The following is a 12,593-nucleotide window of genomic DNA, read 5'->3' as shown; positions in this document are numbered from 1 at the left end:
GCGGGACGCTTTCCTCCTCTGCCCGTGTTCCCTGCGCGCTGAGTTTTATGTTGCTGTGAGATCCTGGACCGGGTGCTGCTGCCGGTCTTTGCCTCTAACGCTGCCGCAATTACAGCTTCGCGAAACAACGACGCGCGGCGTCGACAGTGCGCTGAATATCCTCTTCGCTGTGCGCCAGCGACATAAAGCCTGCCTCATAAGCTGATGGCGCAAAGTAAACACCTTCCTCCAGCATCAGATGGAAGAAGGTTTTAAAGCGCTCTACATCGCAGCGGGTCACATCGGCATAACAGGTCACGCTATCAGCCTCGGTGAAGAACAGGCCGAACATCCCGCCCACATGATTAATCACCAGCGGGATATTTTGCTGTTGGGCTGCTTCGCGCAGACCCTCAGCCAGCTGGCGGGTCAGGGCATCCAGTTTGTCGTGCGTGCCAGGCTGCGCGATCTGTGTCAGGCAGGCAAAACCGGCGGCCATGGCAATGGGGTTACCGGAAAGCGTACCCGCCTGATAAACCGGACCGGTCGGGGCCAGCGCAGCCATCACGTCGCGACGGCCACCAAATGCGCCAACCGGCATCCCGCCACCGATAATCTTTCCGAGACAGGTCAGGTCAGGACGCACATTGTAGTGAGCCTGCGCGCCGCCCAGCGCCACGCGGAAACCGGTCATCACTTCATCAATAATCAGCAGTGCGCCGAACTCATCGCAGAGCGCACGCAGGCCTGGCAGGAACGCCGGCTGCGGCGGAATGCAGTTCATGTTGCCGGCGACCGGCTCAACGATGATGGCCGCGATGGCGTCAGGATATTGCTCAAAGGCGCTGCGCACCGAGTCGAGGTCGTTAAAGGTGCAGGTCAGGGTGTGTTTAGCGAAATCAGCCGGTACGCCCGGCGAGTTTGGCTGACCCAGCGTTAAGGCACCGGAACCCGCTTTCACCAGCAGATGATCGGCGTGACCGTGATAGCAGCCTTCAAACTTGATAATTTTATCGCGGCCCGTAAAGCCACGCGCCAGACGAATCGCGCTCATGGTTGCTTCGGTGCCGGAGTTGACCATCCGCACCATCTCCATAGACGTCACCAGCTCACACACCAGTTGCGCCATGGTCACTTCCATTTCGGTCGGTGCGCCAAAGCTCAGGCCGCGCTGGGCCGCTTCGATCACGGCATTACGGATCGCCGCGTTGTTATGACCCAGCACCATCGGACCCCATGAGCCAACATAGTCGATATAGACTTTTCCATCGGCGTCATAGAGATACGCGCCATCAGCATGTTCAATAAACAGCGGAACGCCGCCCACGCCGGTAAATGCGCGTACTGGCGAGTTTACCCCGCCCGGGATCAGGCGTTGTGCCTCGGCAAACAGTTGTTCGGACTTACTCATTTTCGGCTCCAGCGGTTCATAAAAATATTGCACCATTCTACGGAAGAGGGGCAGCAGACGAAAGGCGGATTCACCCGCGGCGCCCTTAACAGAGGTGAAAGCGGCACAGAGTGCGAAGGGCAGAGCTTGATTGCGCTGAGGTGCTGGCTGATAATAGCGTTATTAAGGTCGTTTTCTGACCTGGGCGTTTACCGGAGTAAAACATGAGTGATGAAGTAGTAGCACTGCCGTTGCAGTTTACCGACGCCGCAGCCACCAAGGTGAAGAACCTGATTGCCGACGAAGAGAACCCGGCGCTGAAACTTCGCGTCTATATCACCGGTGGCGGTTGCAGTGGTTTCCAGTACGGCTTCACCTTTGATGATCAACTGAATGATGGCGACATGACGATCGAAAAGCAGGGCGTCTCGCTGGTGGTTGACCCGATGAGCCTGCAATATCTGGTGGGCGGTTCGGTGGATTACACCGAAGGTCTGGAAGGCTCACGCTTTATCGTGACCAATCCAAATGCCAAAACCACCTGTGGCTGTGGCTCTTCCTTTAGTATCTGATGATGAAGGCCGTCATCGCGACGGCCTCGTTTACCACTCGATTGTGACCAGCCGGTTACTCTGTTTCACACTTCCCTGCGACTGAATCTGACTATGGGTTACGCGTGGCTGCGCGCTTGCCTGTCTGCCGCAGTTGATCTGTGGCGCGGGCTGACCGTTAGCCGTGTTGATTTCACAGCGTGAATAGATGACAAGTCTGGCGCCAATAGAGCCATTTATCGATCCTGCAAAGGCAGAACCGGCGATCGACAGCCCTATGGCCAGCAGCAGTGCTCTGGTCATATAAGGTTCCTGGTGTTTTAAAAAAGCGCCGGGGCGCTAAAAGGACGGCGAGCATACGTGGCGCGTTCGTCTCTGGTATTGATCAACGGCAAAAATCGCAGTGACTTTAATTAATTCGCCGATTTATTCATCGGGATGCAGAGCCGCACAGAGTTGCTGCGCGGCCAGCAGCAGTCGCGGGCCTGGCCGGCTAAGCCAGTCCTCATTGATGGCAATCACCGGTACATCCAGCTGCGGTCGCCAGAACACACGGATGTTTTCCGCCTGCTGCGCACTGCCACCCGTCACAACGGCCTGAGGATGGCGCATCAGTACCTGCTCACGGCTGACCTGTGGCCAGCTGACACGACTGTCGGCAAAAATATTCCTGCCACCACATAATGTAATTATCTCATTCTGCAGCGTGGCTCTGGCGGCGGTAAAGAGTGGCTGCTGTCCAAACTGCAAAAAGAGCGGAACCGCAGTCAGGTGAGTATAGCGCTGACGCAATGCGGCTTCCTGCTGCCGTAACGCCTGGGCAGCTCTGCTTGCCTGTTCCGGGCTGGGGCTCCAGCGGCCCAGATCGGCCAGCGCTGTGAACATGTCATCCAGCGTCTGCGGATCAATCCATTTAACCGGTACGCCGAGCTGCTGCAACTGGTCAATCTGTCGCTGCGGATTACCGCCTCGCCAGGCTAAGACCAGATCCGGTTTGAGCTGCAGAATGCGTTCGGCCTTGATGCCCTGCCAGTTGGCAACCTGCTCAATCTGTTTCGCCTGCGGCGGATAGTCAGACCATGCACTGACCGCAATCGGCGTAATCCCGGCAGCAAAGGCGAGTTCGGTAAGGTGGGGAGCGAGGGTGATAACACGGGGCGGGGAGGCAAGCAGGCTGCCGCTCAACAGCAGCAGCCAGCAGAAAAGCAGCGTTTTAGCCACGCGCCAGATGCGCCAGCAGGTTCTCCACCAACAGCGAAGATTGCTTTGCCGCTACGCTTAAGAACTCATCAAAGCTGAGGTGAGATTCCTTATCGGCCACGTCGGAAATCGCACGGACCACCACAAACGGTACCTGGAACTGATGACAGACGTGACCGATAGCGGTTGCTTCCATCTCAACGGCAATCGCCTGCGGGAACAGGTTGCGAATGCGTGCCAGCGGTTCGGCACCATTGATAAAGGCATCACCGCTCACCACCAGACCGCGTACGGCATTCAGGTCCAGTTGCTTAATGCAGGCTTCCGCCGCAGCAATCAGCTTGCTGTCTGCCACAAATGCGGCCGGACAACCCGCCATCTGACCCGGCTCGTAACCAAATGCGGTGACATCCGCATCGTGATAACGCACTTCGTCTGACACCACGATATCGCCGACGCTGAGCGACGGCGATAAACCGCCCGCTGAACCGGTGTTGATCACCACATCGGGTTTGCAGAGCTGCAGCAGCAGCGTGGTGCCCAGCGCCGCAGAGGTTTTACCAATGCCCGATTTCAGCAGTGCCACCTCAACGCCCTGCAGGGTGCCGGTATAGATTTCACAACCCGCCAGCGACAGCGTTTGACGGTTTTCAATTTTGTCGCGCAGCAGTGTGACTTCCTGCTCCATCGCGCCAATAATGCCTGCTTTCATAGTGAGTTCCGCTAATGTAAAGAATCAAAATTTAGGGCATAGTCTACCATGGCATTCAGGGGATTAATTCACGAAAAAGTCAGGGGTAATTCATGTCGGCGATCAATTTCAGGAAGAAGATCAGCTTCTCGCGCCCTTATACCAGTCGAAAAGATCCGGAAGGCGAATATTATATTACCCGCCATTTTGAGAGTGACCGTGGACGGATTATCAACTCCGCCGCCATCCGGCGACTGCAACAGAAAACGCAGGTTTTTCCGCTGGAGCGCAATGCCGCTGTCCGTTCCCGACTGACACACTCGCTGGAGGTGCAGCAGACCGGACGCTACATCACCAAAGAGATCCTGCAAACCCTGAAGATGCAGGGCGGGCTGGCGCAGTATGGTCTGGATGAGCTTGAAGGCGCATTTGAAAGCCTGATCGAAATGGCGTGTCTGCTGCATGACGTGGGCAATCCGCCGTTTGGTCATTTTGGCGAGGCAGCTATTAACGACTGGTTTGAAGAGAACCTCGCTGCCGAGCTGGTCGATCCGCTGGTGGCGGGCGTTGAAGGGGATGCGCAGCGTAAAGCCTTTGATGAGCTGAACGCCATGATACGCCAGGATCTCTGCCATTTTGAGGGCAACGCGCAGGCTATCCGTATGGTGCATACGCTGCTGCAACTCAATCTCAGTTATTCTCAGGTCGCCTGTATCCTCAAATATACTGCTCCTGCCTGGTGGCAGGGTGAAAAGCCCGCCGAATTTAGCGTGTTAATGAAGAAACCCGGTTTTTATCTCTCTGAGCAGGATTATATTGCCGACCTGCGTGCTGCCACCAATATGGAAGAACACCACCGATTTCCGCTCACCTATATAATGGAAGCCGCAGATGATATCTCCTATTGTATTGCCGATTTGGACGACGCTGTAGAAAAAGATATTTTTAATGTTGAGAGTTTGTTTGAATTTCTCAGTAAAGCCTGGGGGCCGGTGAAAAATAATGACGCCTTTAGCCGGACTATTGGCGAAGCCTGGCGGGAAGCCTGCAGTAAAAAACGCCGCAGCCGCAGCGATCAATTTTTTATGTCATTACGCGTAAATGTTCAGAGCGTGCTGGTCAGTTACGCGGTGAAACGTTTTGTTGATAATCTGCCTGCAATATTCGAGGGAAGTTTTAACCATGCACTGCTGGAGGATGAGGGTGAAGAAGGGCGTTTACTGCAACTGTTTAAGACCGTTGCGCGCCAGCAGGTGTTTAATCACTCCGAAGTTGAGCAGCTGGAACTGCAGGGTTACCGCGTGATTAAAGGGCTGCTGGAGATCTATCAGCCGCTGATGCGCCTTAATTATGAAGCCTTTACCACGCTGATGAATGAAGACTTCCTGCGCCAGCACCCGATTGAAACGCGGCTTTTCCATAAGCTCTCCGGGAAACACCGTAAAGCCTATTTGCACAAGATGCGTAATCTGGTTGTGGAGCATAAATATCAGCGGCTGTTGTGGGAGCGTTATTATCGCTTCCGGCTTATTCAGGATTATATTAGCGGTATGACCGATCTCTATGCCTGGGATGAGTACCGGCGGCTGATGGCAGTAGAATAAGCCGCCGATTGTAAAGAGCGCGAATAAATTTTTACCTTTGGCTTAAACTTTTAAAGGAACTTCGCGCTAAAACATTTATCTCACCTTTCGACCACAGCAATGGTCTGAACAGTAATCTTATTGAGAAACGAAAAATGAAAAAAAAGACTTTAGTGTTAAGTGCGCTGGCATTGAGCCTGAGCATGGCGCTCGCCCCTGTTACTGTTTCTGCTGCGCAAACGGCCTCTTCCGAAAGCCAGCAACTGCCAAGCCTGGCTCCCATGCTGGAAAAAGTGATGCCGTCTGTGGTCAGTATCAGCGTTGAGGGCACTACCACAGTAAAAACGCCACGCATGCCACAGCAGTTTCAGCAATTTTTTGGCGACAATTCGCCGTTCTGTCAGGACGGTTCACCGTTCCAGGGTTCACCCCTGTGCCAGAACGGTGACGGTGCAGGCGGTAACGGTAGCGGACTTGCCCCTGATACCCAGCAGGAAAAATTCCGTGCGCTGGGATCGGGCGTGATCATCAATGCCGAAAAAGGCTATGTGGTGACCAATAACCACGTCGTAAATAATGCCACCAAAATTCAGGTGCAGCTCAGCGACGGCCGTCGCTATGATGCAAAAGTCATCGGTAAAGATCCCAGCTCTGACATTGCACTGGTTCAGCTACAGGAAGCCAAAAATCTGACCGCCGTGAAAATTGCTGACTCCGACAATCTGCGCGTCGGTGACTACACCGTGGCAATCGGTAACCCGTATGGACTGGGTGAAACCGTGACCTCCGGTATCGTTTCGGCACTGGGACGCAGCGGCCTGAATGTAGAAAATTACGAAAACTTTATCCAGACGGATGCGGCGATTAATCGGGGCAACTCCGGTGGTGCGCTGGTTAACCTCAACGGTGAACTGATTGGGATTAACACCGCTATTCTGGCACCGGATGGCGGCAATATCGGTATCGGCTTTGCAATTCCGAGCAACATGGTGAAAAACCTGACGGCGCAGATGGTTGAGTTTGGACAGGTGAAACGCGGCGAGCTGGGTGTGCAGGGCACGGAACTGAACTCCGAACTGGCAAAAGCGATGAAAGTCGACGCACAGCGTGGTGCGTTTGTCAGCCAGGTACTGCCAGACTCTGCAGCTGCGAAAGCGGGCATCAAAGCGGGTGACGTGATTGTCTCCATGAATGGCAAACCGCTGAGCAGCTTTGCTTCACTGCGTGCAGAAGTCGGTTCACTGCCGGTTGGCACCACCCTGAAACTGGGCCTGCTGCGTGACGGCAAACCGGTCGATGTTTCTGTTCAGTTGCAGCAGAGCAGCCAGGCGAAAGTGCAGTCTGCCACCATCTACAACGGCATTGAAGGGGCTGACCTCAGCAATGTTGAAACCGGCGATAAAGGCGTTCGCGTTGATAATGTGAAAGCCGGCAGTGCCGCAGCGCGTATCGGCCTGAAGAAGGGTGATGTGATTCAGGGCGTTAACCAGCAGCCGGTAACCAACCTCGGCGAGCTGCGCAAAGTTCTCGATACCAAACCAGCTGTTCTGGCACTGAATGTGAAGCGCGGCGACAGCAGTATCTACCTGCTGATGCAGTAACGGAACGACCACTGATGAAGAGGCGGACCAGGGTCCGCCTTTTTTATGCCCGGCATTTGCCCTGGCAGAGTGTGATGCTCACCGCAAATTCGGCAAATGACCGCCTGGCTCTGTGCAAATGCACAATGTTCTGCCTGCTTTCCATGCGTATTCTGTTTCTCCCCCTCTTTTTCAGGAGTAATGGATGGCTACCTATCACCTTGATGCCCGGCTGGCACAGGATATCGTGGCGCGCACCATGAAAATTATTGACAGCAATGTCAATGTGATGGATGCGCGGGGCCGCATTATCGGCAGCGGTGACCGGGAACGCATTGGGGAGTTGCACGAAGGTGCGCTACTGGTGCTTTCGCAGGGCCGCGTAGTCGACATCGATGAAGCCGTGGCTAAACACCTTCATGGCGTACGGCCCGGCATTAACCTGCCGCTGCGCATTGATGGTGACATTGTCGGGGTGATTGGCCTGACCGGCGAGCCGCTGGCATTGCGGCATTATGGCGAGCTGGTCTGCATGACCGCAGAGATGATGCTGGAGCAGGCACGGCTTCTGCATATGCTGGCACAGGACAGCCGTCTGCGTGAAGAGCTGGTGCTGAATCTCATCCGCAGCGATACCCTGTCGCCACAGCTGACCGAATGGGCTCAGCGGCTTGGCATCGATCTCAATCAACCGCGTGTGGTGGCCGTTCTGGAGGTGGATAGCGGTCAGCTTGGCGTCGACAGCGCGATGTCAGAGCTACAGCAGTTGCAAACGCTGCTGACCACACCGGAGCGCGATAATCTGATCGCTATTGTGTCACTGACCGAAATGGTGGTGCTGAAACCGGCCCTGAACGGGCATGGACGTTACGATCAGGATGATCATCGCCGCCGCGTCGAGCAGCTGCTGCAGCGGATGAAAGAGAGTGGCCATCTTCGGATGCGTATCGCGCTGGGTAACTTCTTTACCGGGCCGGGCAGCATTGCACGTTCTTATCGGACGGCGCGCACCACCATGATGGTGGGCAAGCAGCGTATGCCTGAAGTACGCAGCTATTTTTATCAGGATCTGGTGCTGCCGGTGCTGCTCGACAGCCTGCGCGGCGGCTGGCAGGCCAATGAGCTGGCCCGGCCGCTGGCGAAGCTCAAGAGCATGGATAACAACGGTTTGCTGCGCCGCACGTTAATCGCCTGGTTCACCCATAACGTCCAGCCGAGCGCTACCGCACGTGCGCTGTTCATTCATCGTAATACGCTGGAGTACCGCCTGAACCGGATTTCTGAGCTGACCGGACTGAATCTGGGTCATTTTGACGACAGGCTACTGCTCTATGTGGCTTTGCAACTGGATGAGCAGGGGTAGGGAGAAGATTTGCGGCATAAAAAAGGCCAGCAAAGCTGGCCTCTCTTGTCAGACAGGACATTAACGGCTGTTACGGGTTAATTTTTCGAGGTCCGATTCAATTTCTGAGATCTTGTGGGCGACCACGCTTTCCAGATGACGCAGGTCATCCAGAATTTTGCGTTTCAGATCCACTTCAACCTGATCGCGCTGGCAAATCTGGTCCAGTTCATCGATGACATAACGCAGATTCGGGCTGATTTCCTGAACTTCTTTGTAGCCCTGAGTCGCGTGATCGGCAACGACAGTTTTGCGCTGGCGCGGATATTTGAATTTAACGCTCTTCGCGAAAAACTCGCCTTTATCTTTACGGAAGTAGATCTTCAGAATGTCGTTATTGGCTTCCTGACGCAGGCTGTAGCGGTCAATGTCGTCCGGGTTACTGATACCTAAGCTTTTCAGATTGTCATACATAGCGTTGTTTCCATCAAAAGTGAGAAGCGCGCAGACTTGTTCATGACGTCCGTCAACTGTAGACATAAATAAGCGGGATGAACATTGCGCGACAGGATTTAACTGGCGCGGATTATGACCTGGATAAAAACTAAACGCACCAGTTAATTCGCGGCGCGAAGCATGTTATTGGGTAATGAGTGTAAAGAAAAGATGACGGGCTGGTTTCCAGCCCGTCAGTTCAATCAGTCGATGGTGCGCAGCAGTTCGTTGATACCGGTTTTTCCCAGCGTTTTCGCATCCACTTTCTTCACGATCACAGCACAGTAGAGGCTGTAGCTGCCATCTTTGGACGGCAGGTTACCTGAAACTACGACGGAACCAGCAGGCACACGACCATAATGTACTTTGCCTGTTTCGCGGTCATAAATTTTAGTACTCTGACCGATGTAAACGCCCATTGAGATCACTGAGCCTTCTTCAACAATCACGCCTTCAACGATTTCAGAGCGTGCGCCAATGAAGCAGTTGTCTTCGATAATGGTCGGGTTGGCCTGCAGCGGTTCCAGCACGCCACCGATACCCACGCCGCCAGAAAGGTGAACGTTTTTACCAATTTGTGCACAGGAGCCAACAGTCGCCCAGGTGTCTACCATGGTGCCTTCATCCACGAAGGCGCCAATGTTGACGTAAGAAGGCATCAGCACCGTGTTGCGGGCGATATAGGCACCCTGACGCACAGCCGCAGGCGGCACGACGCGGAAGCCTGCGGCTTTGAAACGCGTTTCATCCCAGCCGGCAAACTTCATCGGCACTTTGTCGTAAAAGCGGGTTTCTGCACCTTCCATTACCTGATTGTCAATGATGCGGAAAGAGAGCAGCACTGCTTTCTTCAGCCACTGATGCGTTACCCACTCGCCGTCGATCTTCTCAGCAACGCGCAGCTCACCGCTGTCCAGCAGAGAGATCACCTGGTTGATGGCATCACGGGTTTCGCTGTCAACGCTGGCAGGTGTGATGTCAGCGCGACGTTCGAAGGCGGATTCAATAACGCTCTGTAACTGTTGCATATTTTTTTCCTGATCTGTCATGTGCGATGCCGGGCAATAACCCGACACAAGTAAAGAGATTAATGTTTACAAATCGAGTCTGGTCACACTTTATCGTTTGGATTAAGGGCCTCTGTCAACCGTTGTTGCAACGCTTTACGCATTTCTTCATCCAGCGCCTGACGTTCACTGTTGGCCAGAATAAACAAATCTTCGACCCGCTCGCCGATGGTGCTGATGCGTGCGCCGTGCAGCGACACACCGAGATCGGCAAAGACTTCACCGACCCGCGCCAGCAGACCAGGCTGATCCAGCGCCACCAGCTCCAGGTAGCTGCGACGATCGGTATGCGTCGGCAGGAAATTGACCTCTGTATCCACGCTGAAATGCCGGAGTTTGGCTGACGGACGGCGGGTACGCGGCGGCACCCAGTCAGACTGGGTGATCGCCTGCTCCAGCGCCTGAATGATCATCGGATGGCGATCCGGCGACAGTGGGCTGCCATCCGGTTCCAGCACAATAAAGGTGTCCATGGCCATGCCGTCGCGGCTGGTAAAGATCTGCGCGTCGTGGACGCTGAGGTTGCGGCGGTCGAGTTCTCCAGCTACGGCGGCAAACAGGTGCGGACGATCGGGGCTCCAGATGAAAATTTCGGTTCCGCCGCGCGTGGCCTGCGGGCTGACCAGCACCAGCGGTTTCTTCAGATCGTGAACCAGTAAGTGGCGGGCATGCCATGCAATCTGATTAGGCGTGTGGCGCAGGAAATAATCTGCGCGGCAGCGATTCCAGATCTGGTGCAGGCGCTCTTCATCGATATTGTCCATCCGTAGCAGCGCCAGTGCCTGCAGACGATGGTGACGCACCCGCTCACGCAGGTCCGGACTGTTTTCCATGCCGCGTCGCAACTGCTTCTCGGTGGCGAAAAACAGCTCGCGCAGCAGGCTCTGCTTCCAGCTGTTCCACAGGCTTTCGTTGGTGGCGCAGATATCGGCGACGGTCAGGCAAACCAGATAGCGCAGCCGGTTCTCATTCTGCATCATCTCAGCGAACTGCTGGATCACCGTCGGGTCCTGAATATCGCGCCGTTGCGCCGTCACCGACATCAGCAGATGATGGCGAACCAGCCAGGCCACCAACTGCGTTTCACGCGAGTTCAGGCCATGCATTTCAGCGAAATCGAGCGCATCCTGTGCGCCGAGAATAGAGTGATCGCCGCCGCGCCCTTTGGCAATGTCGTGCAGCAGTGCTGCCATCAGCAACAGCTCCTGCTGCGGCAGACGCGGCCATAACTCTACGCACAGCGGATGCTGCGGACGCGTGGTTTCATTGGCAAAGCTTTCCAGCTTCTGCAGCACGCGGATAGTGTGCTCATCCACGGTGTAGGCGTGGAACAGATCGAACTGCATCTGCCCGACGATATGGCCCCACAGCGGCGTGTAAGCCCATAACACGCTGTGACGGTGCATCGGCACCAGCGCCCGGCTGACCGCGCCGGGATGGCGCAGAATCGACATAAAGGTGCGTCGCGCTTCCGGAATCTGACACAGCGGTTGTTTAAGATGACGACGCGCATGGCGCAGATGACGCAGGGTAGTGGAGTAGATCCCTTTGATGCTGTCGTTACGCACCATGACATAGAACATGCGCAGAATTGCCTGCGGTTCGCGGGTGAACAGCGTTTCGTCACGCAGGTCGATCAAATCGCCACGCAGCTGGAAATCGTCATCGACAGGCCTCGGTTTTTCGCTGGTAGAGAGCGCCAGAATCGCCTCATCAAACAGCTGCAGCAGCATCTGATTCAGTTCGCCGATGCGCCGCGTGACGCGATAGAAATCTTTCATCATCCGCTCGACCGGCTCATTGCCTTCACCCTGGTAATTCAGGCGCTGCGCCACGCTGAGCTGGCGATCAAACAGCAGGCGGTTATCATAGCGTGGCAGGGAGAGGTGCAGGGCAAAGCGGATGCGCCAGAGAAATTCCTGGCATTCGTTGAGTTCGCTGCGCTCCGCGTCGGTGAGGAAACCAAAGCCAACCATCTCATCCAGCGTTGTGGCACCAAAATGGCGTCGGGCGACCCACTGCAGCGTATGGATATCGCGCAGACCACCCGGACTACTCTTGATGTCCGGCTCTAGGTTATAGCTGGTACCGTGGTAACGCGTGTGGCGTTCCTGCTGTTCTTCAATTTTGGCGGCAAAGAAGGTGGATGAGGGCCAGAAGCCGTCACTGAAGATGTTTTTCTGCAGCTCCAGAAACAGCGCCACGTCTCCGGTCAGCATCCGCGACTCAATCAGGTTAGTGGCAACGGTAAGGTCTGACAGTCCTTCCAGCAGACACTCTTCCAGCGTGCGGACGCTATGGCCTACTTCCAGCCTGAGGTCCCACATCAGCGTCAGCAGATCGCTGGTGCGCTGTGCGGCCTGTTCGTCCAGCGGCTGTCGACTAAGGATTAGCACATCAATATCAGAGAGCGGATGCAGTTCGGCACGGCCATAGCCGCCCACGGCGACCAGCGCGATAGAGGGCATCGCATCAAAGCCAAAGAAGCGCCACAGGCGACGTAGTAGCCGGTCAATAAACAGGGTACGCGCATCAATCAGCGGCTCAACGGCTTCACCGGTATCAAATGCGGCAGCCAGATGCTGCTGAAACTGCTCCAGCCGCGGCTTCAGAATGTCGCGGGTCAGCTGGTCGTCACCCCATTCGGCCGGCGAATCGACCAGACCGTTTTTTACCTCTTCTGACAGACTCACACTCATGCAGCTCTTCTCTTTT

At 55.3% G+C, this 12,593-nt stretch carries 11 protein-coding genes; 4 read left to right on the top strand and 7 right to left on the bottom strand.

Going from position 1 to position 12,593, the window contains the following annotated elements; all coding sequences use genetic code 11:
• Positions 1 to 109 precede the first annotated feature (109 nt).
• Positions 110 to 1,390 carry a glutamate-1-semialdehyde 2,1-aminomutase gene (hemL, locus tag ACTJKZ_RS16340; protein ID WP_161735470.1) on the bottom strand — a complete coding sequence of 427 codons (1,281 nt, stop codon included), beginning with the start codon at positions 1,388 to 1,390 and terminating at the stop codon, positions 110 to 112.
• Positions 1,391 to 1,593: 203 nt separating this feature from the next.
• Between hemL and erpA the strand changes: the two genes are divergently transcribed.
• Positions 1,594 to 1,941, top strand: coding sequence for an iron-sulfur cluster insertion protein ErpA (erpA, locus tag ACTJKZ_RS16335; protein ID WP_008925625.1), 348 nt, complete (start codon positions 1,594 to 1,596; stop codon positions 1,939 to 1,941).
• Between the two features lie 30 nt (positions 1,942 to 1,971).
• Here the strand turns inward: erpA and ACTJKZ_RS16330 are convergent, their stop codons facing one another.
• From ACTJKZ_RS16330 to mtnN, 3 genes are all read right to left on the bottom strand, one after another.
• Positions 1,972 to 2,223 carry a hypothetical protein gene (locus ACTJKZ_RS16330; protein WP_161735472.1) on the bottom strand — a complete coding sequence of 84 codons (252 nt, stop codon included), beginning with the start codon at positions 2,221 to 2,223 and terminating at the stop codon, positions 1,972 to 1,974.
• A 123-nt stretch (positions 2,224 to 2,346) separates the two neighbouring features.
• A complete protein-coding gene (btuF, locus tag ACTJKZ_RS16325) occupies positions 2,347 to 3,141 on the bottom strand; it encodes a vitamin B12 ABC transporter substrate-binding protein BtuF (protein WP_260059228.1) in 795 nt (264 codons plus the stop codon).
• Complete coding sequence (gene mtnN, locus ACTJKZ_RS16320; protein WP_161735476.1) at positions 3,134 to 3,832, bottom strand: 5'-methylthioadenosine/S-adenosylhomocysteine nucleosidase; 699 nt, start codon at positions 3,830 to 3,832, stop codon at positions 3,134 to 3,136. The genes btuF and mtnN overlap by 8 nt, the downstream gene beginning before the upstream one ends.
• Before the next feature lie 92 nt (positions 3,833 to 3,924).
• Here mtnN and dgt point away from each other — a divergent pair, with 92 nt between their 5' ends.
• From dgt to ACTJKZ_RS16305, 3 genes are all read left to right on the top strand, one after another.
• A complete protein-coding gene (dgt, locus tag ACTJKZ_RS16315) occupies positions 3,925 to 5,415 on the top strand; it encodes a dGTPase (RefSeq protein ID WP_161735478.1) in 1,491 nt (496 codons plus the stop codon).
• Positions 5,416 to 5,549: 134 nt separating this feature from the next.
• Positions 5,550 to 6,995: a serine endoprotease DegP gene (gene degP / locus ACTJKZ_RS16310; RefSeq protein WP_161735480.1), complete on the top strand. Its 1,446-nt coding sequence runs from the start codon at positions 5,550 to 5,552 to the stop codon at positions 6,993 to 6,995.
• Between the two features lie 184 nt (positions 6,996 to 7,179).
• A complete protein-coding gene (locus ACTJKZ_RS16305) occupies positions 7,180 to 8,337 on the top strand; it encodes a CdaR family transcriptional regulator (RefSeq protein ID WP_013356833.1) in 1,158 nt (385 codons plus the stop codon).
• A gap of 60 nt (positions 8,338 to 8,397) precedes the next feature.
• On the opposite strand, the gene ACTJKZ_RS16300 is transcribed toward ACTJKZ_RS16305, so the two are convergent.
• The 3 genes from ACTJKZ_RS16300 to glnD form a co-directional block, all read right to left on the bottom strand.
• The gene (locus ACTJKZ_RS16300; protein WP_033731626.1) at positions 8,398 to 8,790 is read right to left on the bottom strand and encodes a DUF3461 family protein; all 393 of its coding nucleotides are present in this window, start codon (positions 8,788 to 8,790) and stop codon (positions 8,398 to 8,400) included.
• 224 nt (positions 8,791 to 9,014) lie between these two features.
• A complete protein-coding gene (gene dapD / locus ACTJKZ_RS16295) occupies positions 9,015 to 9,839 on the bottom strand; it encodes a 2,3,4,5-tetrahydropyridine-2,6-dicarboxylate N-succinyltransferase (RefSeq protein WP_440829844.1) in 825 nt (274 codons plus the stop codon).
• 83 nt (positions 9,840 to 9,922) lie between these two features.
• Complete coding sequence (glnD, locus tag ACTJKZ_RS16290; protein WP_440829843.1) at positions 9,923 to 12,577, bottom strand: bifunctional uridylyltransferase/uridylyl-removing protein GlnD; 2,655 nt, start codon at positions 12,575 to 12,577, stop codon at positions 9,923 to 9,925.
• Between the last annotated feature and the right edge of the window lie 16 nt (positions 12,578 to 12,593).

The sequence above is a fragment of the Pantoea sp. 22096 genome (assembly GCF_052045955.1).
Classification (GTDB): domain Bacteria; phylum Pseudomonadota; class Gammaproteobacteria; order Enterobacterales; family Enterobacteriaceae; genus Pantoea; species Pantoea alfalfae.
This window is presented reverse-complemented; position numbering and strand designations above follow the sequence as displayed.